This window comes from Streptomyces sp. CNT360 (genome assembly GCF_000424785.1).
The window spans coordinates 62,337-84,832 of record NZ_AUKO01000004.1 but is presented as its reverse complement, the minus strand read 5'-3'; the positions used below and the strand labels follow the sequence as shown (position 1 = coordinate 84,832).

Annotated in this window: 20 protein-coding genes and 1 pseudogene; 11 read left to right on the top strand and 10 right to left on the bottom strand. The window is 73.1% G+C overall.

What is annotated here, in order from left to right:
- Positions 1 to 177 precede the first annotated feature (177 nt).
- From H297_RS0110545 to H297_RS0110535, 3 genes are all read right to left on the bottom strand, one after another.
- Positions 178 to 381, bottom strand: a complete 204-nt coding sequence (locus tag H297_RS0110545) for a hypothetical protein (protein ID WP_027737011.1) — start codon at positions 379 to 381, stop codon at positions 178 to 180.
- A 152-nt stretch (positions 382 to 533) separates the two neighbouring features.
- Positions 534 to 1,997: an NADP-dependent phosphogluconate dehydrogenase gene (gene gndA / locus H297_RS0110540; protein WP_027737010.1), complete on the bottom strand. Its 1,464-nt coding sequence runs from the start codon at positions 1,995 to 1,997 to the stop codon at positions 534 to 536.
- A 181-nt stretch (positions 1,998 to 2,178) separates the two neighbouring features.
- Complete coding sequence (locus tag H297_RS0110535; protein ID WP_051351738.1) at positions 2,179 to 3,939, bottom strand: bifunctional 3'-5' exonuclease/DNA polymerase; 1,761 nt, start codon at positions 3,937 to 3,939, stop codon at positions 2,179 to 2,181.
- A gap of 160 nt (positions 3,940 to 4,099) precedes the next feature.
- Here H297_RS0110535 and H297_RS0110530 point away from each other — a divergent pair, with 160 nt between their 5' ends.
- Both H297_RS0110530 and H297_RS43690 read left to right on the top strand, forming a co-directional pair.
- The gene (locus H297_RS0110530; RefSeq protein ID WP_027737008.1) at positions 4,100 to 4,375 is read left to right on the top strand and encodes a membrane protein; all 276 of its coding nucleotides are present in this window, start codon (positions 4,100 to 4,102) and stop codon (positions 4,373 to 4,375) included.
- Between the two features lie 54 nt (positions 4,376 to 4,429).
- Positions 4,430 to 4,627: a hypothetical protein gene (locus H297_RS43690; protein ID WP_027737007.1), complete on the top strand. Its 198-nt coding sequence runs from the start codon at positions 4,430 to 4,432 to the stop codon at positions 4,625 to 4,627.
- 327 nt (positions 4,628 to 4,954) lie between these two features.
- Here H297_RS43690 and H297_RS0110515 read toward each other — a convergent pair whose 3' ends face one another.
- On the bottom strand, positions 4,955 to 6,265 hold the full coding sequence (locus H297_RS0110515) for a glycoside hydrolase family 18 protein (RefSeq protein ID WP_051351737.1): 1,311 nt from the start codon (positions 6,263 to 6,265) through the stop codon (positions 4,955 to 4,957).
- Positions 6,266 to 6,636: 371 nt separating this feature from the next.
- Between H297_RS0110515 and H297_RS0110510 the strand changes: the two genes are divergently transcribed.
- Together H297_RS0110510 and H297_RS0110505 are read left to right on the top strand one after the other, a co-directional pair.
- A complete protein-coding gene (locus tag H297_RS0110510; RefSeq protein WP_027737005.1) occupies positions 6,637 to 7,812 on the top strand; it encodes an acyl-CoA dehydrogenase family protein in 1,176 nt (391 codons plus the stop codon).
- A 102-nt stretch (positions 7,813 to 7,914) separates the two neighbouring features.
- Positions 7,915 to 8,877: an endonuclease/exonuclease/phosphatase family protein gene (locus H297_RS0110505; protein ID WP_027737004.1), complete on the top strand. Its 963-nt coding sequence runs from the start codon at positions 7,915 to 7,917 to the stop codon at positions 8,875 to 8,877.
- A gap of 55 nt (positions 8,878 to 8,932) precedes the next feature.
- On the opposite strand, the gene H297_RS0110500 is transcribed toward H297_RS0110505, so the two are convergent.
- The gene (locus H297_RS0110500; RefSeq protein WP_486589474.1) at positions 8,933 to 9,682 is read right to left on the bottom strand and encodes an HhH-GDP family DNA glycosylase; all 750 of its coding nucleotides are present in this window, start codon (positions 9,680 to 9,682) and stop codon (positions 8,933 to 8,935) included.
- Here H297_RS0110500 and H297_RS35715 point away from each other — a divergent pair.
- Positions 9,640 to 10,449: a phosphotransferase gene (locus H297_RS35715; protein WP_078513909.1), complete on the top strand. Its 810-nt coding sequence runs from the start codon at positions 9,640 to 9,642 to the stop codon at positions 10,447 to 10,449. The two genes, H297_RS0110500 and H297_RS35715, sit on opposite strands and share 43 nt — an antisense overlap.
- An 81-nt stretch (positions 10,450 to 10,530) precedes the next feature.
- Here the strand turns inward: H297_RS35715 and H297_RS0110490 are convergent, their stop codons facing one another.
- The gene (locus tag H297_RS0110490; protein ID WP_027737002.1) at positions 10,531 to 10,980 is read right to left on the bottom strand and encodes a hypothetical protein; all 450 of its coding nucleotides are present in this window, start codon (positions 10,978 to 10,980) and stop codon (positions 10,531 to 10,533) included.
- A gap of 237 nt (positions 10,981 to 11,217) precedes the next feature.
- Between H297_RS0110490 and H297_RS0110485 the strand changes: the two genes are divergently transcribed.
- The 5 genes from H297_RS0110485 (at position 11,218) to fxsA (ending at position 17,385) form a co-directional block, all read left to right on the top strand.
- Complete coding sequence (locus H297_RS0110485) at positions 11,218 to 11,658, top strand: Lrp/AsnC family transcriptional regulator (protein ID WP_027737001.1); 441 nt, start codon at positions 11,218 to 11,220, stop codon at positions 11,656 to 11,658.
- Between the two features lie 52 nt (positions 11,659 to 11,710).
- The gene (locus H297_RS0110480; RefSeq protein WP_027737000.1) at positions 11,711 to 13,351 is read left to right on the top strand and encodes an amidohydrolase; all 1,641 of its coding nucleotides are present in this window, start codon (positions 11,711 to 11,713) and stop codon (positions 13,349 to 13,351) included.
- Positions 13,352 to 13,907: 556 nt separating this feature from the next.
- The gene (gene lnt / locus H297_RS35710) at positions 13,908 to 15,935 is read left to right on the top strand and encodes an apolipoprotein N-acyltransferase (protein ID WP_078513908.1); all 2,028 of its coding nucleotides are present in this window, start codon (positions 13,908 to 13,910) and stop codon (positions 15,933 to 15,935) included.
- A complete protein-coding gene (locus tag H297_RS0110470; protein ID WP_027736999.1) occupies positions 15,932 to 16,699 on the top strand; it encodes a polyprenol monophosphomannose synthase in 768 nt (255 codons plus the stop codon). Before lnt ends, H297_RS0110470 begins: the two co-directional genes overlap by 4 nt.
- 35 nt (positions 16,700 to 16,734) lie before the next feature.
- Positions 16,735 to 17,385: an FxsA family membrane protein gene (gene fxsA, locus H297_RS0110465; RefSeq protein WP_027736998.1), complete on the top strand. Its 651-nt coding sequence runs from the start codon at positions 16,735 to 16,737 to the stop codon at positions 17,383 to 17,385.
- A gap of 119 nt (positions 17,386 to 17,504) precedes the next feature.
- Here fxsA and H297_RS0110460 read toward each other — a convergent pair whose 3' ends face one another.
- Both H297_RS0110460 and H297_RS0110455 read right to left on the bottom strand, forming a co-directional pair.
- Positions 17,505 to 17,894, bottom strand: a complete 390-nt coding sequence (locus H297_RS0110460) for an RNA polymerase-binding protein RbpA (protein WP_027736997.1) — start codon at positions 17,892 to 17,894, stop codon at positions 17,505 to 17,507.
- A 308-nt stretch (positions 17,895 to 18,202) separates the two neighbouring features.
- Positions 18,203 to 19,585: an MFS transporter gene (locus H297_RS0110455; RefSeq protein ID WP_027736996.1), complete on the bottom strand. Its 1,383-nt coding sequence runs from the start codon at positions 19,583 to 19,585 to the stop codon at positions 18,203 to 18,205.
- Positions 19,586 to 19,752: 167 nt separating this feature from the next.
- Here H297_RS0110455 and H297_RS35705 point away from each other — a divergent pair, with 167 nt between their 5' ends.
- Complete coding sequence (locus H297_RS35705) at positions 19,753 to 20,640, top strand: alpha/beta fold hydrolase (RefSeq protein WP_051351736.1); 888 nt, start codon at positions 19,753 to 19,755, stop codon at positions 20,638 to 20,640.
- On the opposite strand, the gene H297_RS35700 is transcribed toward H297_RS35705, so the two are convergent.
- Complete coding sequence (locus tag H297_RS35700; protein WP_037793824.1) at positions 20,609 to 21,412, bottom strand: glycerophosphodiester phosphodiesterase family protein; 804 nt, start codon at positions 21,410 to 21,412, stop codon at positions 20,609 to 20,611. The two genes, H297_RS35705 and H297_RS35700, sit on opposite strands and share 32 nt — an antisense overlap.
- Before the next feature lie 300 nt (positions 21,413 to 21,712).
- A pseudogene (gene yczE, locus H297_RS35695) lies at positions 21,713 to 22,363 on the bottom strand (membrane protein YczE); the annotation flags it as partial.
- Between the last annotated feature and the right edge of the window lie 133 nt (positions 22,364 to 22,496).

Sequence of the window (22,496 nt, the reverse complement as noted above, 5' to 3'; positions counted from 1 at the left end):
CATGCACATATTTGTCCAGGTTCTCGATTGCATCGCAGGTCACGATCAGAGCACAAAAATGGTTCGAGTCCCGTCACCGGCTCTCCGGCCGGTGTAGCTCAGCCGGCAGAGCGCGTTGTGTCACCGCTGCCGACATGGATCACAGGGCTGTCTGCCGTCCCCCGCCCGGGGCGCGGGTCAGTCGCGGAACGAGCCGTCCGCGCGCCGGGCGTGGTGGGACAGCAGGTGCCCGCACTGGGGGCAGTGACGTCGCAGCCCCCGCTTGAGGACGTACCCGATGCCCACCGTGCACAGGTACATCAAGCCGACCGCGCTCGCCTGCACGAGCTTTCCCAGCCCTGATTTCGTGCACGTCCCGCAGTCGCGGCAACCGGAAGCCATGGCATTTCCCCTCGTGTTCTGTCCTGCTGATGTCGCTGACCAGTAGGACGCGCGCGGCGAGAGGCAGGAGGGCCCCGGGAACCGGGTGGGGACAGGACGGCAACCGGACGGGGACCGGGCCGTGACGCAGGCCCGGGCGCGGGGAGCAGCCCTCAGTCGGCGGGCGTCTCCGTGCGGTCCCCGCCCCACCGGGTGTGGAACACGCCCTCGCGGTCGGTGCGCCGGTAGGTGTGGGCGCCGAAGTAGTCGCGCTGGGCCTGGGTGAGCGCTGCGGGGAGCCGGTCGGCGCGCAGCCCGTCGTAGTAGGCCAGCGCCCCCGAGATGCCCGGGGTGGGCACCCCGTGTCGGGCCGCCGTGGCGACGGTCTCCCGCCAGTCGTCCTGCGCGGCACCGAGTTCCCCGGCGAACTGCGGGTCGGCCAGCAGCGTCGGCAGACCGGGCCGCTCGGTGAAGGCGCCACGGATCCGGTCGAGGAACGCGGCCCGGATGATGCAGCCCGCCCGCCAGATCGCGGCGACGGAGGCCGGATCGATGTCCCAGCCGTACTCCTCGCTGCCCGCCCGGATCATGTCCCAGCCCTGCGCGTACGAGATGACCTTCGCCGCGTACAGGGACTGTTCGAGCCGGGCGGCGAAGCGTGCCGCCTCGTCGTCCGCCATGCGCGCCGGCTCCCCGCCGACGGACTCGCCGCCCGGCCCCGGCAGGGAGGCTGCCGCCTCACGCAGCTCCTGGTGGCCCGACTGCGAGCGGGCGAAGACCGCCTGGGCGATGCCCGGCACCGGCACGCCAAGATCGAGCGCGGTCTGCACCGTCCAGCGGCCGGTGCCCTTCTGCTCGGCACGGTCCGCGACGACGTCCACGAAGGGGCGGCCGGTGTCGGCGTCCGCGTGGGTGAGCACTTCGGCGGTGATCTCGATGAGGTACGAGTCGAGCCTGCCCTCGTTCCACTGCCGGAAGATGCGGGCGATCTCGGCGGGGGAGCGTCCCGCGACCTTCCGCAGCAGGTCGTAGGCCTCGGCGATCAACTGCATGTCGGCGTACTCGATGCCGTTGTGCACCATCTTCACGAAGTGCCCGGCCCCGTCGGGTCCGACGTGCGTGGTGCACGCCGACCCGTCCGGCGCGCGGGCCGCGATCCGCTCCAGCAGCGGGCCCAGCGACGCGTACGACTCCGCCGAGCCGCCCGGCATGAGGCTCGGCCCCCGCAGGGCTCCCTCCTCGCCGCCGGAGATCCCGGTGCCGACGAAGTGGATGCCGCGCTCGCGCAGCGCCGCCTCACGTCGACGGGTGTCCTCGAAGTGTGCGTTGCCGCCGTCGACGATGACGTCCCCGGGCTCGACCAGCTCCGCGAACTGCTCGATCACCGCATCCGTGGGGCGGCCCGCTTTGACCATCACCACCAGGCAGCGCGGCGGCTCCAGCGCCGCGACGAACTCCTCCGGCGAGCTCGTGGCCACGAAGTCGCCCTCGTCCCCGTACTGCTCCACCAGCTCCCGCGTGCGGGCCTCCGTACGGTTGTGCAGCGCCACCGTGGAACCGTTGCGGGCGAGGTTTCGCGCGAGATTGCGCCCCATCACGGCCAACCCGGTGACACCGATCTGCGCCGAAGCTGTCATCTGCGGAGTCCTTCCGGAGTGCGTCGTTCCCTTCGGGTACCTGCGCCCCTTCGCGGCCCGAGCCCGTCAGGGCCGGTGGCGTCCAAGGGCGTGCGGCACGACTGCCCTTTCGATCGTCCCCCGACACGCCCGTGTCCGCCTGTCCGCGCGTCCGCCCGCCTCCCTCGCTGCGCCGCGGGCCTCACTTCGCGTCGGCGTAGCACTTCACGACGGCGCTGGTGAAGGCGAACCGGACGGGAGTCGGACCGAAAGCGGCCTCGGCGGCCTGCTGCCCGGCCTCGTCGACGGCCGCGCGCACCTGCTCGGCCTCCTCGGCCGGGCAGTGCACGATGACCTCGTCATGCTGGAAGAACACCAGCTCGGCGGCCAGCTCCGCGAGTCGCTGCCGCAGCCCCGCCAGCATCAGGACCGCCCAGTCGGCGGCGCTGCCCTGCACCACGAAGTTCCGCGTGAAGCGCCCCCGCGCCCGCGCCGCCGAACCGGCCCGTCCGGGTCCCTCCTCCGTCGCCGCGAGGCCCTCACCCGCCTCCGGGCCCGTGCCGGGGGCCTCGTCCTCCGGCCCCGCACCGCCCCCGCTTCCCACGGGTGGGCAGGTGCGGCCCAGATGCGTACGCACGAGGCGGCCCTCCTCACCGGCCCGGGCCGCCTCGTCCACGTAGGCGACGGCAGCGGGGAAGCGTCTGCGCAGCGCCGCCAGGTTCTTCAGGCCGTCACCGCTGGTCTGGCCGTACACGGCGCCGAGCAGGGCCAGCTTGGCGCGGGCGCGGTCGCCGGAGAACGCCCGCTCCGACAGCGACGTGTACAGGTCGCGTTCGGTGCTCGCCACCGCCATCAGGCCCGCGTCGCGCGAGACGGCCGCCAGGACGCGCGGCTCCATCTGGGAGGCGTCGGCGACCACCAGGCGCCAGCCCGGGTCGGCCACCACGGCGCGGCGCACCACCTTGGGGATCTGCAGCGCGCCGCCCCCGTTGGTCGTCCACCGGCCGGAGGCCGCGCCCGAGGGAACGTACTCCGGACGGAAGCGCCCGTCCCGCACCCACGAGCGCAGCCAGCTCCAGCCGTGCGCGGTGTAGAGGCGGTAGAGCTTCTTGTACCGCAGCAGGGGCTCGACCGCAGGATGGTCCACCTTGCGCAGCTCCCACGCACGCGTCGAGCCGAGCCGGACGCCGGCCCGCGCGAAGGCCTGGAGCACCTCGGCCGCCAGGTCGGGCCGCACCCTCACCTCCGGACCGAACGCCTCGGAGACCTCCTCCTCCAGCTCCACCAGCCTGCGCGGCAGGCCACCGCCCGCGTACCGCTCGCCCAGCAGCTCGGTGAGCAGGGCGCGGTGGATCTCCGCACTCCACGGCACCCCGGCGTGGCTCATCTCCCCGGCGACGAGGGTGCCCGCCGACTCGCCGGCCAGCAGCAGCCGCATGCGTGCGGGGGACTGTGTGCGCGCCGTACGGGCGAGCTGCGCCGCGTACACCTCCAGCAGCGCCTCCAAGGGGTCGACGCCCTCGGGAAGCGGCACCGGGCCCGTCTCGAACAGGGACGGCTGCGGGTCCGTCTCGCGGTGCGCGGGCTGCCGGTCCGGCGGTACGGGCTGCCCGTGCAGGCGTGCCCACGCCGCGGGCAGCGACCGAGGGTCCCCGGCCCGGCCCTCGTGTCCGAGCAGCAGTGCCTCGGCCGCCTCCACGTCGTAGCAGCGCTCCACCCGCACGCGGGCCGCCAGCAGCCCGGCCTGCACCTGCGGCGTCGCCCGCCACACCCAGCGGGCCACCCGGGGCCGGGCGCTCACCGCGGCCTCGGCCGACTCCTCCGTCCGTACGGGCCCCGCGGGGCGTCCGCGGACGTCCACGGGGCAGATCCGCACCCGGCCACCGCCCACCGTGGCCAGCGCCCACCTCCCGGTGGCGGCCTCCCGGCCTGCCGCGCCGCGCGTCCCCGACTCCTCCGTCATGTCGTGAGTGTCCCAACCGCCTGTGACATTCCGCGGCCGTGAGAGCGCGCGCCCCCGGTCGGGCCGCCGTCGCCCGGCCGGGCCCGCTCAGGCCGACATTCCCTCCGGCTTCGGAGACACTCGGTGCCGGAGGAGTCTTCTTCCGGCCGAGAGGGAAGCCATGGACATCTCAGGGATCATCAGCGCGCTCGTCGTCGGCATCGTCATCGGCGCGCTCGGACGGCTGGTGCTTCCGGGCAAGCAGCGGATCGGGTTCCTGTGGACGGTCCTCGTCGGCATCGTCGCCGCGTTCGTCGGTACCGCGATCGCCGGTGCCGTGGGCGTCGCCGACACCCGCGGGTTCGACTGGATCGAGCTGATCATCCAGATCGCCCTCGCCGCGCTGGGAGTCACCCTGCTGGAACGCATCCGCGCGGGGCGCGGAGTGCGCCGCTAGGCGAGCCGGTCGCCGGCAGCCGACGCGGGCATCCCATGAGCCCACGCTGCGGGGGTGTCGAACGAGGAAGCGGTAACTCCGCACGCTTCACAGTGCGTTGAGGGCGACGCCTCGGCGGCGGGCCGTCGGCGGTTCACCGTCTACGCCCTCCTGGCGCCGCTCGCGCTGATGCTGGCCGCGGTGAACCTGCGGCCGTTCGTCGCCAGCCTTGGGCCGGTACTCGAAGAGGCCCGGGCCCAAGACTGGGGGTGAGCGCCACCACCGCCGGGCTGCTGACGTCGATGCCCGCGCTCTGCTTCGCCCTTGTGGGGTACGCGGCTCCGCGGCAGTTACCTGCTGTCGATCCCCGGGCCCGTACTGGTCGGGGCGCTCTACGACCACACGGCCGGATGGCGGGCGCCGTTGGCCTTGATGGCGCTGCTCATGGTGTGCCGGACCGTGGCGGGTTCCTGGCGGGGCGCGACCGGCAGATCGGCTGAGCCTCCGGCACCGCGCGCCTGCACACGCAACGGGTGGCGGGCCGCCGGCCCACCACCCGCGCGCAGGAGGCGCCAGGCCCCCTCCGTCGTCGGACGGCCGTTACTTGACGGCCTTGATCAGCTCCCCGTCCGCCGTGTCGCCGCTCAGCTCCCAGAAGAACGTCCCGGCCAGGCCCTGTTGCGCGGCCCAGTCGCCCTTGGCGGCGATCGTCTCGGGGGTGTCGTAGCTCCACCACTGGTCGCCGCAGTGGGCGTAGGCGGTGCCGGCGACCTTGCCGGTGGCCGGGCAGCGGGTCTTGAGGTCCTTGTAGTCCTCGATGCCCTGCTCGTACGTGCCCGGTGCTGGACCTGTGGCCGTGCCGCCCGGTTCGGACTGCGTCACCCCGGACCAGCCGCGGCCGTAGAAGCCGAGCCCGTACAGCAGTTTGCTGCCCGGCACGCCGAGCCCCTTGAGCTTGGCGACGGTTGCCTCGGTGTCGAAACCCTCCTTCGGGATGCCCTCGTACGAGGTCAGCGGGGAGTGCGGGGCGGTGGGGCCCTGCGCGTCCCAGGCGCCGAAGTAGTCGTAGGTCATCGGCAGGTACCAGTCGACGTACTGTGCCGCGGTCTTGTAGTCGGTGGCCTCCAGCTTGCCTCCGGGGGAGGCGTCGGCGGTGATGGCGGCGGTGACGAGCTGGTCGCCGAACTTCCCCCGCAGCGCCTTGAGTACGTTGCCGAACGCGTCCCGGCCGCTGGTGTCGCAGGACAGGCCGCAGGCGTTCGGGTACTCCCAGTCGATGTCGATGCCGTCGAAGAGACCCTTCCAGCGCGAGTCGTTGACCAGGTTGTAGCAGGACTCGGCGAACGCCGCGGGGTCCTGGGCCGCCTGGCCGAAGCCGCCCGACCAGGTCCAGCCCCCGAAGGACCACAGCACCTTCAGGTCCGGGTGCTCCTTCTTGAGCTTGATGAGCTGGTTGAAGTTGCCGCGCAGCGGCTGGTCCCAGGTGTCGGCCGTCCCGTCGACGCTCTGGTCGGCGGTGTAGGCCTTCTCGTAGTCGGCGTAGCTGTCGCCCACCGTGCACTTGCCGCCCTGGACGTTGCCGAAGGCGTAGTTGATGTGGGTGAGCCGGTCCGCCGAGCCCGAGGTCTCGATGTTCTTGACGTGGTAGTTGCGCTGGTAGACGCCCCAGTTGGTGAAGTAGCCCACCGTTCTGCCCGCTGCCGCCTGCTGCTGCGCGGCGGCGGAGTGGGGTGTCGCCGCCTGCCCCTGGCGGGTGCCGGCCGATGCCGTGGCCGACAGCAGAGTCGTCGCCAGCAGGGCCGCGCAGACCGCGCCGAGGAGGGCGAGGAGTCCCCGGCGGCGGGGGAGCGGAGAGGGCACGCGTGGGGTGCCGGGGGCGCGTGGGGAGGGGGGTCTGTCCGGTCCGAGCATGTGTCACCTCGCGTGTGGGATGCGGGGGTGTGAGTCGTGCTGCGGCCGTGCGTGTGTCGTACGTTCCGGGAATGTAGAAGGACTAGACCAGTGAGTCAATGGTTCGGACCAATCCTCGTCGTTCCGCCCTCGGCCCCGCTCACACCTCCCCGCGCCGCACGGCTCCCGCCCTGACGCCGGTGACGGCGGGCCCGCGATCGGGCATACTCCAACTCGCCGCAGCCGCTGATCAGCCACCGTCGCGATCCGACGGTGCACCATCACGGCTGAGGCAGCGGCACTCCCGGCCCCGCGCGGCCGGTGCCCCCTCGGCGACCCGCCACACCCCGGCGCGCTCGTCGTACTTCCCGAACCGAAGGAGAGCGCGCACCATGCCCCAGGACGGCCCCCAGCCGGTGGAACGTGAACTGCCCACGGACGAGGCGCGTGATCTGCTGGGCCTCGTACGCGAGTTGGTGCAACGCGAGATCAGGCCCGTGGCGGCCGAGGAGGAGGCCGTCGGCACATTTCCGCGCGCGACCTTCCGGCTGCTGTCGAGCTCCGGGCTCCTCGGGCTCCCCTACCCGGAGGAGCACGGCGGCGGGGAGCAGCCCTACCAGGTCTACCTCCAGGTGCTGGAGGAGCTGGCGGCCGCCCGCCTCACCGTCGGGCTCGGCACCAGCGTGCACTCGCTGGCCTGCCACGGGCTCGCCCGCTTCGGCAGCAAGGAGCAGCGCACCACATGGCTGCCCGACATGCTGGGCGGTGGCCTGCTCGGCGCCTACTGCCTCTCCGAGCCCGCCTCCGGCTCCGACGCCGCCTCGCTGCGCACCCGCGCCGTGCGCGACGGCGACGACTGGGTGCTGACCGGGACCAAGGCCTGGATCACGCACGGCGGCGTGGCCGACTTCTACACCGTTCTGGCCCGCACCGGCGAGGACGGCCCCCGCGGCATCACCGCCTTCCTCGTCCCCGGTGACGCCGAGGGGCTGAGCGCCGCACCGCCCGAGCGCAAGATGGGGCTGACCGGCTCGCCCACCGCGCAGGTGCACTTCGACGGGGTGCGGGTGCCCGACTCGCGCAGGCTGGGCGACGAGGGCCAGGGCTTCACCGTCGCCCTCTCCTCGCTGGACGCCGGCCGTCTGGGCATCGCCGCCTGCGCCATCGGGGTCGCCCAGGCCGCGCTGGACGAGGCGCTGACCTGGACGGTGCAGCGCCGGCAGTTCGGGCAACCTCTCGCGGACTTCCAGGGTGTGCGGTTCACGCTTGCCGACATGGGCACCCAGATCGAGGCCGGCCGCGCCCTCTACCTGGCTGCTGCCCGACAACACGACGCGGGCGAGCCGTTCTCCCGGCAGGCCGCCATGGCCAAGCTCTTCTGCACGGACGCCGCCATGCGCGTCACCACCGACGCCGTGCAACTGCTGGGCGGGTACGGCTACACGGTCGACTTCCCCGTCGAGCGGTATCTGCGCGAGGCCAAGGTCCTCCAGATCGTGGAGGGCACCAACCAGATCCAGCGCATGGTGATCGCCCGCCATCTGGCGGGCCCGGAGAGCAGGAGCTGAATCCGCGCGGTGCGGCCCGGGGCCGCACCGCGCGGCCCCCGCCTGCACACGAGCGCGCAAGAGCACCGCCCCGATCCGTGCCAGGAACCAGGGAGGACTCACATGACGTCGGTCGGATCGCGCTTCACCCGCCGCGGCGGCATCCGTACGGCAGCCGCGGCAGCCCTCGCCCTTCCCCTCGCGGCGGGCGGCGCCACCGCGCACGCCGCAGCCGCGCGCACCACCGCCCCGCGTGGCCTCCCCGCCCCGGCGCCACGGTCTGCGGAGGGCGGGGGCGGCGGCTCGCGGGCGCTCCGCCTCATGACGTTCAACCTCCGCTACGCGGCCGAGGAGCCGCCCGACAGCTGGCCCGAGCGGCGCCCGGTCACCCGGGCGCTCCTGCGGCGCGAGCGCCCGCACCTGCTGGGTACGCAGGAGGGGCTCTACCCGCAGCTCAAGGACATCGCGGGCGACCTGGGCGGCTCCGGCTACGACTGGATCGGCACCGGCCGCGAGGGCGGCAGCCGGGGCGAGTTCATGGCCGTCTTCTACGACGTCCGCCGACTGCTCCCGCTCGCCTACGACCACTTCTGGCTCTCCGGCCAGCCCGCGCTGATCGGCTCGGCCACCTGGGGCAACACCGTCGTCCGGATGGTCACCTGGGTGCACTTCCGCGACCTGGCGACCGGCCGGGAGCTCTACCACCTCAATACCCACCTGGACCATCTGAGCCAGTACTCGCGTGAGCGCTCCGCCGCCCTGGTCACCGAGCGGCTGGGCGGGCTCGACCCGGCACTGCCGCAGGTGGTCACCGGCGACTTCAACGTCCCGGCCCACGGCAACACCGTCTACGACATGCTGCTGGCCGACGGGAAGCTGACCGACACCTGGGAGGTCGCGAAGCGCCGCAGCAAGCTCTACGGCACCTTCCACGGCTACGAGCCGCTGGTGCCCGACGGCGACCGCATCGACTGGATCCTCGCCACTCCCGGTGTCCGCGTCCGGCGTGCGGAGATCAACACCTTCTCCCTCAACGGGCAGTACCCGAGCGACCATCTGCCGGTGCAGGCCCTCGTGGAGCTGTAGGCCACGGGCGGGGCAGCCGCCCGCTGGGGCGCGGGAGAGCGGCGAGGGCGGGCCCTCAGGTGCGGGCCGCCGCCCGGACCTCGTCGACCACCTTGGAGCTGAGCGCCGCCCGCACCAGTCCGGCCGCCAGCGGTGCCAGCTCGTCCTTCTTCACCAGGCCGGCCAGCTTCTCGGCCGACGTGGGCAGCCCCAGCTTCTCCGCACCCTGGAGCGCTTTGCCGTCCAGGTAGGGCTGGTACTCGGGCCAGACCGTCTGCGCCTCGCGCAGGAAGATCGAGACGCCCGTGGGCCCGATGCCCGGCACCTCGCGGAGGGCGGCCTGCGGGTCGTCGCTCCGACGCAGCCTGCGCAGATCGCCGCCCCACTTGTCGAGCACGAGCTCGGCCCCCTGCCCGAGCATGGTGGCCGTGCGCTCGTCGTAGCGCCGGTAGCCGCCCTCGCCCAGCGCGTCCACCCGCTGCTGCCAGGTGGCCTCCGCCATCCGCTTCGGGTCCTTCATGCCCGCCTTCGTGAAGGCACGGGCGCTGGCGACCGCGATGTCCGCGCGGATCCGGGCGGACAGCAGCATGGAGAGCACCAGCAACTGGTACAGCGGCATCGGGGTGTCGCGCAGGGTGATGCCCGCCTCGTGGGCGTACGTCTCGCCGTGCTGCTTCAGCAGTTCCCTGACCACCGCCTGCTGCCGCTCGGGGCCACCGCCGCGGCCGCCGTCGGCGCCGGACTGTTTTCCGGTGTTTCTGCTCCTGGTACCGCCCGCCTTGCCTGCGGTGTCGCTGGACCTGCTCCTGGTGCTCGTGCCGGCCATGTCCGTACCTCCTCGGCGCCCGGGTCCCCCGTCGTACGGGGCTCACGCAGGCTCCGTACACGGCTACCCGGTCAGCTCTTCCTCACGGAGACCCGCGCGAAAACGCCGGGTCTCCCGGATGTCCGGCCGGGGCCCGTGCGCTCTGGCCGCCGCCCGCCCGGGCCGGCTTCCGGCGCGGACCCGGCGCGGGCACCGCGCTCCGCCGCCACGTCGAGGAGCAGCGCGCCTGCTGCCAGTGGGTCGTCGCCCACCGGCCCCGCTCACCCGTCATCGAGCGTGCCTTCGCCTGGCTGGAGGCCAACTGGTCCGACGAGGAGGGTGAGCCGGTGGTGTGCTGGGGCGACGCCTGGAGCGGCAACATCGTCTTCGACGGGTTCCGCCCGGTCGCCGTCCTGGACGGGGAGATGGCCGCGCCCGGCCCCCGCGAACTCGACCTGGCCTGGATGGTGTACCTGCACCGCATCTTCCAGAACCTGACCGAATCCGGCGGACAGACCGGCCTGCCCGGGCTGCTGCGCCGCCGGGTGGTGGAGCGGCGCTACGCGGAACCGACCGGCCACCGGCCCCGTGCCATGGATTTCCACACCCTCTACGCGGCGCTACGGCACGCCGTCGTGATGCTCCGTAGCGCCTACCGGCGCGTCCACTTCGGCGAGTGCGCGCCGCCCCACGACCCGGACGACCTGATCATGCACCGCGCCGCGTTGGAGGCGATGCTGGAGGACCGGTACTGGACCGCGGAGCGGGCAGGCGGCGAAGAAGGGTGACCTCGATGCGGCTGAGAGGCCGGTGACCCGTGGCCCCGGTGACCTCACGTCACCTGATGACCGGTACTGGTGTGCCGCCCGTCACCTCACCGCAGCGGGGACGCGTCCCGCCGGGCGGGAGCCGGGAAGCATGACGTGGGAGAACGGCTGGGTGCGCCAGTCCAGCCCCTCGGGCAGTGTCAACAGCTCGCTGACCGTCCGCTCGGTGGGCTCCCTGTCCCACGGTGCGGCCTCCGCCACCGGGCGACCGGACCCCTGGCACACCGTCAGGCCGAACGGGTTCCACGGCGAGGCGCACAGCCCGTGCCGGGGCAGTTGCTCCTCCTGGGAGAAGACCGCGATGGCCTGGGCGCAGTCGGGACACTTGACGCGGAGAGCTTCGTACATCTCTTCCTCGAAGACGGATCCGGGCGGCTCGTCGGAGCCGTCCAGGGCGTCGGAGTCGTCGAAGACAGCGACCGCCTCGCCCGGCTGAGCGTCGCTCTGGTGAGCGGACTCCTGGCGGGCGGAGCGGGATTTCGTCGTGCGCATCTGATCCCCCTTGATGGAACGGCCGGGCTCATGGCTCCGGCCACAGCAAGCACTTCCCGTCGTGCCGCACCCATAATCGCCCAGCACCGCAGGACGCCGATGCATAAGTGTGGCCTTCATCACATACCTCATGGTGCCCTGTGCCACTCCCGCGCGCCGCACGCCACGGCGCGCCGCTTCCGTGCGCCGGAGCACACGCGCTGCACCGGGGGCGCGAGGGCAGTACGGTGATCCGCTGTGGAGGAACTCGACCGTCAGATCGTGGAACTGCTCGTCAAGGACGGGCGGATGAGCTACACCGACCTGGGCAAGGCCACCGGCCTGTCCACCTCGGCCGTGCACCAGCGCGTGCGCCGCCTCGAACAGCGCGGCGTCATCCGCGGCTACGCCGCGCTCGTGGAACCCGAGGCGGTCGGGCTGTCCATGACGGCGTTCATCTCCGTCAAACCCTTCGACCCCAGCGCCCCGGACGACATCGCCGACCGGCTCGCCGAGGTGCCCGAGATCGAGGCGTGCCACAGCGTCGCGGGGGACGAGAACTACATCCTCAAGGTGCGCGTCGCCACCCCCATCGAACTGGAGCACCTGCTCGCCCGGATCCGCACCCTGGCCGGCGTCTCCACCCGCACCACCGTGGTCCTCTCCACCCCGTACGAGGCCCGGCCGCCCCGCCTCTGACACCGGCGACCCCGCGCGGCGGCGGGGCGTCAGGAAGCGGGAGACTGTCCCCATGAGCGACAGCGCAACCCCTTCCAGGCCCCGCACCCTGCTGCTGCGCGGCGGCGAGGTCCACAGCCCCGCAGATCCGTTCGCGACCGCGATGGTGGTGGAGGGCGACAGCATCGCCTGGATCGGCTCCGAAGGCGCTGCCGACTCCTTCGAGGAGAACGTCGACGAGGTCGTCCACCTCGACGGCGCCCTCGTCACCCCCGCCTTCACCGACGCCCACGTCCATACCACGGCGACCGGGCTCGCGCTGACCGGCCTCGACCTGTCCGGGGCCGCCACGCTCACCGAAGCGCTGGCCCGGATCCGCGCCCACGCCGAGGCCCGGCCCGACGACCGGGTGCTGCTGGGCACCGGCTGGGATGCGAGCGCCTGGCCGGAGCAGCGCCCTCCCGGCCGCGCCGAGCTCGACGAGGCGACCGGCGGCAGGCCCCTCTACCTGACCCGGATCGACGTGCACTCGGCGCTCGCCACCACCGCCATGCTCGACATGGTTCCGCAACTCGCCTCCCGTGCGGGGTACCGGCCCGACGCGCCGCTCACCGGCGAGGCCCACCACGCCGTCCGCGAGGCCGCCCACGCCACCCTCACCCACCGGCAGCGCGCCGAGGCCCAGCGCGCCGCCCGGGACCACGCCGCCTCGCTCGGCATCGGCGCCCTCCACGAGTGCGCGGGCCCCGACATCTCCGGTGCGGACGACCTGACCGCCCTGCTCGCGCTGGCCGCCGAGGAGCCGGGCCCCCGGGTGTACGGCTACTGGGCCCAACTCGTCACGACTGCAAAGGAGGCGGAGCAGGTCAGGGAACTCGGGGCGCGCGGCGCGGCCGGTGACCTGTTCGCCGACGGGTCCCTCGGCTCCCACACCGCGCACCTGTGCGCCCCCTACGCGGACGCGCCGCACACCGCAGGCAGCGGCCAACTCGACGTCGACGCGATCGCCGCCCACGTCGCCACCTGTACCGAAGCCGGGCTCCAGGCCGGCTTCCACGCCATCGGGGACGCCGCGGTCCAGGCCGTCACCGACGGCGTCCGGCGCGCCGCGCGCACCGTCGGCCTCGCCCGCGTCCGTGCGGCCCGGCACCGTGTCGAGCACGCCGAGATGCTGACCGCGCACACCGTCTCCGAGTTCGCCGACCTCGCCCTCACCGCCTCCGTGCAGCCCGGTTTCGACGCGGCCTGGGGCGGCACGGACGGCATGTACGCGCGTCGCCTCGGTGCCGAACGTGCCGCCACCCTCAACCCGTACGCGGCACTGCTCCACGCCGGGGTGCCCCTTGCTCTCGGCTCCGACAGCCCCGTCACTCCGCTCGGCCCCTGGGAGGCCGTGCGGGCCGCGGCCTTCCACCGCACGCACGAGCACCGGATCTCCGTCCGCGGTGCCTTCACCGCACACACCCGGGGCGGCTGGCGGGCCCTCGGCCGCGACGACGCGGGCGTCCTCGCCCCCGGCGCCCCCGCCGACTACGCCGTGTGGCGCACCGGGCCGCTCGTGGTCCAGACGCCCGACACCCGCGTCGCCAACTGGTCCACCGACCCGCGCTCCGGCACCCCCGGGCTGCCGGACCTGACTCCGGGCACCCCGGCGCCGGTCTGCCTGCGCACGGTGGTCGCCGGACGGACGGTCCACGCACGGCCGTACGAGTGATGCGCAGGGGGCCGATAGGGCCGATCGGGACCCCCTGTGCGCCCCGCCCCGCGCGCTGTTCTCGCTACTGACCTGCTGATTTGGCGAAACACCCCAGGTCGCTGGGCTGTTGACAATCCTCGCCCGGAGCCCGGTAGGTTCGGCCGAGTCCACCACAGGACGTCCGACCGGGGAGCTTCCGCGCTGTCGTCGAATCCCGCTGGGCCAGGGGTGGTGTACCGCACCGGCGCACCACCGCTGCGAGCCAGGTCCAGCGCCCGCGACAACGAGGACAGGTACTGATCCGCCGGTCGGCGGGTGTGACCCGGGACGGGGCCCGGACGCTCAGTAGACAACGGCTTTCGGTCGATCCGCAGCCAGCGGGTCCCAGGTCGGCCCGAAGGGCGCCGGGCCCCGATCCGTAGACACCGCGCGCGTACTGCGCGTGCGGCTACGGAGCGTCGCCCGGCCTTCTTCCTGTGCCTTCCCCGGCTTTGCGGTCCCGGCCCCCCCTCGTGGCCCCGGCGCGTTGTACGGTCACCTCACCACCGAACGACCTGCGAGGAAGGCCGCGACCTTGGCATCGGGCCCCGACACCACCCCCGCCTCCGCCCCGGACGGCTCCCGGGAGCACGAGGCGGCTCCCGCAGCGCCCCGCAGCGCCCCCGACAGCGCGGAGTGCGCCGACGGAGTGGGCACGCCCGTACGCAGGGCCGAGGCCGCCGACCGCAGTGATGTTCCCTCGGCCCCTTCCGCGTCGGCGCACGCTTCCGAGCAGAGCAGCACCGGCGCGACGAGCGGAGACCCCGGGGACACCGCCGACTCCGGGGACGGTTCTGGTGTCCGCCGCGGGCGGTGGCGACGGCTCGGGGCGCTGGCACGGCGCGAGTGGCGCCGTTCGGCACTGGCAGCCCTGGCAGGAGTGGCGCTCGCCTTCGCGTTCCCGCCCTACGGACTGTGGCCGCTCTCGCTGGTGGCCGTCGCCGCGCTGAGCCTGCTCACCCGGGGCAGGACGGGCCGCCAGGGCGCCTGGCTCGGGCTCGCGTTCGGCTGGCCCTTCTTCGTCGTCCTGCTGAAGTGGCTGCACGTCGTCGGCTGGGACGCGGTGATCGGACTCGCCTTCCTGCAGGGCCTCTTCGTCCTCGCGCTCGGCGCGGGGCTCTCCGTCACCTCACGGCTGCCCGGCTGGCCGCTGTGGGGGGCCTGCCTGTGGGTGACCGAGGAGTTCCTGCGGGACCGCCTCCCCTTCGGCGGCTTCCCGTGGGGCCGGCTGGCCTTCGCCAACACCGGTTCGCCCTTCGTCCGGCTGGCCGCACTGGGCGGCGCTCCGCTGACCGGCTTCGCGGTCGCGCTGGCCGGCACGCTGTTGGCGGCCACGGCCCTGACGGTCTGGCGGCTCCGCTCGGCACCTGCCCGGACGGCCCGCTCCTGCGCCACCGGGCTCGGCGCCCTCGCACTGGCCGCCCTCGTCACCGTCGCGGGCTTCGCGGTGCCCGTCCCCACGAAGGCGGCCGACACGGTCCGGATCGCCGTCGTGCAGGGGAACGTCGAGCAGCCCGGGATGCACTTCCTGGGCCGTCCCATGCAGATCCTCAACAACCACGTCGAGGCCACCCTCGATCTCGCCAAGCGGATCAAGAAGGGCAAGGAGCCCCGGCCCGACCTGGTGCTCTGGCCGGAGAACTCCTCCGACCTCGACCCCTACAAGTACCCGGAGGCGGGCGCCCGCATCGACGAGGCGGTCAAGGCCGTGGGGGTTCCCGTCCTCGTCGGTGCCCTCGTCGACCACCCCACCAGGCAGGGGTACGTCGAGAACCAGGGCATCGTGTGGGACCCGAAGAAGGGGCCCGGCGCCTCCTACACCAAGCAGCACCCGGTGCCGTTCGGCGAGTACGTGCCCTTCCGCGACCAGCTCAGCAAGGTCATCACCCGCCTCCAGCAGATCCCGCGGGACTTCTACCCGGGCGACCACACCGGGGTGCTCCGTACCGGGCCCGCCACGCTGGGGGACGTGATCTGCTTCGAGGTCGCCTACGACGAGATCCCCCGCGACACCGTCCGGGACGGGGCCCGCGCCCTCGTCGTGCAGACCAACAACGCCACCTACGGCAACACCGGCCAGCCCGAGCAGCAGCTCGTGATGTCGAAGCTGCGGGCGATCGAGCACGGCCGGGCCGTGGTGACGGCGGCGACCAGCGGCATCAGCGCCGTCGTCGCCCCGGACGGGACCGTCGAGAAGCGCACCGACGAGTTCACCCGGGACGTGCTCACCCAAAACCTGCCGCTGCGGGACGAGCTGACCGTCGCCGACCGCGTCGGCGCCGCCCCGGAGTGGGGGATCGCTATCGTGGGCGTGCTCGCCTGCGCCGGTGCCTGGGTGCTGGGCCGCAGGTCGCGCGGTGCGCGTGAACCGGTCACCGCGTCGGCGCCGTATACCGCGCAGACCGCGGAATCCGCACCGGAGGCCACCGGCCAGGGGGACGGCCGGGAGGGCACCGACCGGGGCCCGGAGGACGCCGGGCGCGAGAGGGCCACCGGCCATGACCGAAGCGGCGGCCACGACCAGCAGGACCGACCAGCTCAAACGGAGGGGCAGCACCAGTGACGGACGGCGGACAGCGGAGGTACGGCCCCCTCGGCACGGCCCTGGTCATCATCCCGACGTACAACGAGGCCGACAACCTGGGGCCCGTCGTCACCCGGGTGCGCAAGGCCGTGCCCGAGGCGCACATCCTCGTCGCCGACGACAACAGCCCCGACGGCACCGGCAAGCTCGCGGACGAGATCGCCGCCGAGGACGACCAGGTGCACGTGCTGCACCGCAAGGGCAAGGAAGGGCTGGGCGCCGCCTACCTGGCGGGCTTCCGGTGGGGCATCGACAACGGCTACGGGGTGCTGGTCGAGATGGACGCGGACGGCTCCCACCCGCCCGAGGAGCTGCCCCGGCTGCTGACCGCCCTGGGCGGCGCCGACCTGGTCATCGGATCCCGCTGGGTACCCGGCGGCCGGATCGTCAACTGGCCCAGGTCCCGTGAGCTCCTCTCCCGGGGCGCCAGCACCTACTCGCGGCTGCTCCTGGACGTCGGCGTACGCGATGTGACGGCGGGCTTCCGGGCCTTCCGCAAGGAGACGCTGGAGGGCATCGGGCTGGACTCGATCGCCTCCCAGGGGTACTGCTTCCAGGTGGATCTCACCCGCCGCACCGTGCACGGGGGGTACCACGTCGTGGAGGTCCCGATCACCTTCGTCGAGCGGGAGCGCGGCGACTCCAAGATGAGCCGGGACATCATGGCCGAGGCCCTGTGGCGGATCGCGGCCTGGGGCGTCGAGGGGCGGGTCAGGAAGGTCATCGGCCGCAAGGAGCGCTGATTCCGCTCCTACGTGGCGCCAGGCACACTGGAGGAATGACCTCGCGCGCACCTTTTCCGTACGAGCCCCACGGCCAGGACCCGGGCGACGGCCCGGGCCGGGGCGGCGACGGCGGCCCCGACGGGACGCCCTCGCCCCGGCCGCCGCGCCGGCGGGGCCGGACGCTGGCACCGCTGGCCGTCGCCGCGTGGATCGTTCTGGAGATCTGGCTGCTGATCCTGCTCGGCGACGCGGCCGGCGGCTTCACCGTCTTCCTGGTGCTGGTCGCGGGCCTCGTGGCCGGCACCGCCGTGATCAAGCGGGCGGGGCGCCGCGCCTGGCGGAACCTGACCGAGGCGGTGCAGAGCGCCCAGGAGCAGGCCAGGGGCGGTGGCGCGGCCACCGGGGAACCGGAGGGCGCAGGGCGGCACGGCAACGGCACGGCCATGCTGGGCGGGCTGCTGCTGATGATCCCGGGGCTGCTCACGGACGTCGTCGGGCTGCTGTGTCTCTTCCCGCCGACCGCCAGGCTGCTGCGCGGCTCCACCCAGCGCTTCCTGGACCGCCGCAGCGGGTTCGCCCCCGGCAGCCTCGGCGACACCTACCAGCAGGCGCGTACGGCCGAGCAGCAGGTCCGCATGCACCGCCCGGACGGCAAGGTCGTCCAGGGCGAGGTCGTCCACGACGACGACCAGCGGGAGGGCTGACAGCCGACCGCCGCCAGGGCGCCCCGGGCCCGGGGCGCCCGCGGACGCACGAGAGGGCCCGGTCCACACGAACGTGTGAACCGGGCCCTCTCGCTGTGTTGCCGCCGTGACCGAGGAGGTCAGGCGGACTTGCGCTTGTTGCCGCCGCTGTCGTCACGAGGGTGCACCGCAAGGTTCATGGTGCCCGAACGCAGCACGGCGAGCCGCTCGGCGAGGACCTCCTCCAGCTCCTCACGGGTACGGCGTTCCATGAGCATGTCCCAGTGCGTACGCGCGGGCTTGCCCTTCTTCTCCTCCGGACCCTCGCCGTCGACCAGGAGGGCTGGTGCACCGCACACCTTGCACTCCCACTCGGACGGAATCTCGGCTTCTACCGAGAACGGCATCTCGAAACGATGTCCGTTCTGGCATGCGTACTCCACGGCCTGGCGCGGGGCCAGGTCGATACCGCGGTCGGTCTCGTAGCTGGTCACCACGAGTCGCGTGCCGCGAAGAGCTCGCTCACTCATGAATTCGTGCCTCCCGGGCTGGTCGCCCACAGGACAGGTGTCGCTGTCGTCGTCATCCGGTCAACGTCCGGCCGCCGGTGAAGATTCCCGTACGGGGAGATCACCCACCGTCGCGCACTCCACCCGTGACGGAGGGCCTACGCGCCGCTGCTCTTCGTGCTGCCGCTTCGTTGATCTGCGGTACCCCCCGGTGACCGGTTTGTCACAACTGACAGGAGATGTCACCCACTGTTCGCATCTCTTCGGCGTGCAGTAACGGTCCATCCGGTGGGCCAAAGGCGTACAGTACCGGCCCGGCACCCGTAGGTCTAAATCCTACCGGGTGCGACGTTGCCCACCGCCGCCGTCGCACGCCGCACGGGTACCCGCAGCAGCAGGGCGAAACCGAGCGCGAAGAAGACCACCAGCGACAGGATGGCGATCCGGTAGTCGCCCGTCATCTGGTACGCCAGCCCGAACACCAGCGGCCCCAGCCAGCTCGTGCCGCGGTCGCTGATCTCGTACAGCGCGAAGTACTCCGCCTCCTTCCCCGCGGGCACCAGATGCGAGAAGAGCGAGCGGGACAGCGCCTGGCTGCCGCCCAGCACCAGACCGATACCGACCGCCAGGACGTAGAACCACACCGGGTCCTCGCGCGGCAGGAAGTAGCCCGCGCCCACGGTGGCCGTCCACGCCACCAGAGAGCCCAGGATCGCGCGTTTGGCGCCGTACCGGGCGGCAAGCCGGCCCAGCAGCAGGGCACCGGCCACCGCCAGCACCTGCACCAGCAGAATGGCCCCGATCAGCGTCGTCTGACCCAGCCCGAGCCCCTCCGAGCCGTAGACCGAGGCCTGGGTGATCACCGTCTGGATGCCGTCGTTGTAGAGCAGGTACGCCAGCAGGAACAGCAAGGTCAGCGGGTAGCGGCGGATCTCGCGCAGCGTCGTGGCGAGCTGCCGGAAGCCCTGCCCCCATCCGACGCGCCCGCCACCGTGCGCCGCGGGGGACGGCCGCTCGCGGAGCCGCAGCAGGGGGACGACGGTGAAGACGGCCCACCACAGGCCCGCGGAGGACAGGCAGATCCGCACGGCCGTGGATTCCGCCACGCCCAGCGCGTCGTGTCCCAGGAACAGCCCCAGGTTCGCCACCAGCACCAGCGCGCCCGAGCCGTACCCGAACGCCCAGCCGCGCGAGGAGACGGCGTCGCGTTCCTCGGGCGGGGCGATCTGCGGCAGGAAGGCGTGGTAGAGCACCACCGACGTGGCGAAGCTGACGTTGGCGATCACCAGCAGCACACCGCCGAGCAGATAGCGCTCCCCGTCCAGGAAGAACATGCCCGTGGTCGCCCCGGCACCCAGGTAGGCCGCGGCGCCCAGCAGCGGCTTCTTGCGCCCCGTGCGGTCCGCGAACGCGGCGGCCAGCGGCATCACCAGAACCGACAGCAGCACGGAGGCCGAGACGGCGTACGGGAAGAACGAGCCGGCACGTACCGGGATGCCCAACGGGTGCACATAGCCGTCCGCGTCCGCCGCCGTCTTCGTGACCTCCGTCAGGTACGGGCCGAGGAAGACGGTCAGGACGCTGGTGGAGAAGACGGAGTTCGCCCAGTCGTAGAAGTACCAGCCGCGCTGCTCGCGCCGCCGCTCCCGTATCCCGTCCGACTCGTCCACAACCGTGCCGTCCTGCGGTGTGCCGCTGGTACCCGTGCCCATCCGCGATCCTCCCCGTCGAACGCTTCCCCCGGCTTCGAACGATCTTCGAAACCGGTGCGGGGAGACTACAGTTCCCCTTCCGCGGCACGGACAGCCGGAGCGTTCACCCCTCGAAGGGAAGGACGCCGGGCGCGGATCCGGCCCCGACGACAAGGAGACCGTGCACCATGTCCGCTTCCCAGGACCCGCAGGGTGAGGACGAAGTCGTCCGGCACCACCGGGTCGCGCACGTCGCCGGACGGCGGGTGGCCTACCTCGACTCGCCAAGCAGCGGACCCGTACTGCTCGCCCTGCACGGGCACTTCGGGAGCGGCCGTATCTTCGATCCGCTCGCCGGGGCACTGCGGGGCCGCGCTCGCGTCATCGCGCCCGACCAGCGCGGCCACGGGCTCTCGCCGAGCGCCGAGGACTTCTCGCCGGAGGCCTACGCCGACGAGGCCGCCGGACTGCTGGACGTGCTCGGCGTGCGGAGCGCGGCCGTCCTGGGGCACTCCATGGGCGGGGCCGTCGCCTTCGTGATGGCAGCCCGCGCACCGGAGCGGGTGAGTGCCCTGCTGGTGGCCGACATGACCGTGCTCAACCAGGAGCCGGAGGCGCACCCGGTGCTCGACTGTTCGGCCTGGCCCCGTCGCGCACCGAGCCGGGAGGCACTGGGCGCCGCGATCGAGGCGGCCGGCGTTCCGGACGCGGGCTACTTCCTCGACAGCGCGGTGCAGTACCGGGACGGTTGGGGACTGCGGTTCGAGGCCGCCGACATGATGGCCTCCCAGCGCGCCTTCGCGGGGGACCTGGGTGCGCACTGGCGGGCGTCGGCGCAGCCGGCGCTGCTGCTGCGCGCGGAACACAGCTTCATGCTGTCCGAGCAGGTGGCGCACCGCATGGTCGAGGAGCGGCCCGGCACCCGCCTGGTCACCTTCCCCGGCTGCGGGCACTGGCTCCACGAGGACGCCCCGGACCGCTTCGCGCGGGAGGTCGGCGGTTTCCTCGACGAGGTGTTCGGCCAGGGGCCGACGGGACCGGGCCTCACTCCTGGGGCCACGCGCCCCGCTCGGTGAACACGTCGCGGAGCATCTCCAGATGGTCGGTCATGATCCCGTCCACGCCCATGTCGAGGAGCGCCTCGGCCCGCGCGCGGTCGTTCACCGTCCACACGTGCACCTGGAGGCCGCGCGCGTGTGCGGCCCGCACGAAGGCCGGGTCCACCACCCGTATCCGGCCGTGCCGTTCGGGCACCTGAGCGCAGCCGGCCCCCGCCGGGAGCCGCCACGGCAGGCGGTAGGCGCGCATCCGCAACGCCAGTACGCCGCTGGTGCCGAGGGAGGTCAGCAGCTTCGGTCCGGCCAGCGTCCGTGCCCTGGCGACCCGGGCCTCCTCGAAGGACCCGACGCACACCCGCCCCCAGGCGTTCTCCCGCTCCAGCAGATCCAGCAACGGGACCAGTGCGGCCTCGGCCTTCACATCGATGTTCCAGCGTACGTGGGGGAACGCCCGTAGCAGGTCGGCGAAGAGCGGTACCGGCTCGCGGCCGGCGACGCGGGCCCGGCTCACCTCCTCCCAGCTCAACTCCGCGAGGGCGCCGCTTCGGTCGGTGGTCCTCTCCAGCGTCGCGTCGTGGAAGGCGACCAGCGCGCCGTCCGCCGTGGCGTGGACATCGGTCTCCATGCAGCGGTAGCCGAGCTCGGCGGCCCGCGCGAAGGCCGCCCGGGTGTTCTCCAGTCCGGAGGCCGCGCCGCCGCGGTGCGCGAAGGCCAGTGGCACCGGATGGTCGAGGAAGGGATGAGCGGGCTGCCCGGCAGAGCGCCGCCGGGTCGGTCGTACGTTCGTCACCGGCGCAGTATCGCGCGCCGCCGCCGGCTGCCGAAGGCCGCGCGCGGGTGTTCCGGACCCGTGCTGCATCTCGGGCTCATGGGGGCCGGCTGCGTGGTGCCGCTCGCCCCGTTGTCCGGCTCCGCCTGCGGTTCAGTCGGCCTCGCGGGCCCGCGCGTCCTCCGCGGCACCGCTTGCCGCGGCGGCGCCCTTGCAGCCTGCTGCGGGAACCGGTTCCGTGCGCTCGGCGGGGGAGTCGTCCGCGTGTGCGGCTACCTCGGCGGTGTGCGCCGCGGGGGAGATGTCGGAGATATCCATATGTGCGGTGTCCGAAGCGGTCGTGGGGGAGGCGCCCGAGCCGGCCGCGGGGGTGGTCCCGGGGTGGGCGGGGAGGGCGAACACGCGGAGGGAGAACTGGGCCAACGGCCCGATCGCGAGCGCGTACAGGACGGTGCCGACACCGGCCGAGCCGCCCAGCAGGATGCCGCTCACCAGCACCGCCACCTCGATCCCCGTCCGCACCAGGCGGATCGAGCGACCGGTGACCCGGTGCAGCCCGGTCATCAGGCCGTCCCGGGGACCGGGGCCGAAGCGGGCCGCGATGTACAGGCCGGTCGCGGCGCCGTTCAGCACCACGCCCGCGACCAGCAGCGGGATCCGGTAGCCGAGCCCTTCCGCGGAGGGCAGCAGCCACAGGGTGGCGTCCATGGAGAGCCCGACCAGGAACACGTTGGAGACCGTTCCCAGGCCGGGGCGCTCCCGCATCGGCCACCACAGCAGCAGCACCAGTGCCCCGACGAGGATCGAGACCGTGCCGATCGAGAGGCCGGTGTGCTCGGCGACGCCCTGGTGGAACACGTCCCAGGGGTCCAGTCCCAGCCCGGCGCGGACCATCAGCGCCGCGCTCGCTCCGTACAGCACCAGCCCCACGTACAACTGCACGACCCTGCGGACCAGGTGCCGGCGGGGCACCCCGGCACCGCCGGTGCTGTCGCCGACCCCGGTGGCGCCGGTACCGCCGGTGCTGCCGGGTCTGTCGGGACTGTCGGAGACGCCGGAACCCCTCGATATGGACAAAGACCTGCCCCTTCCCGTGCCGGTTGGA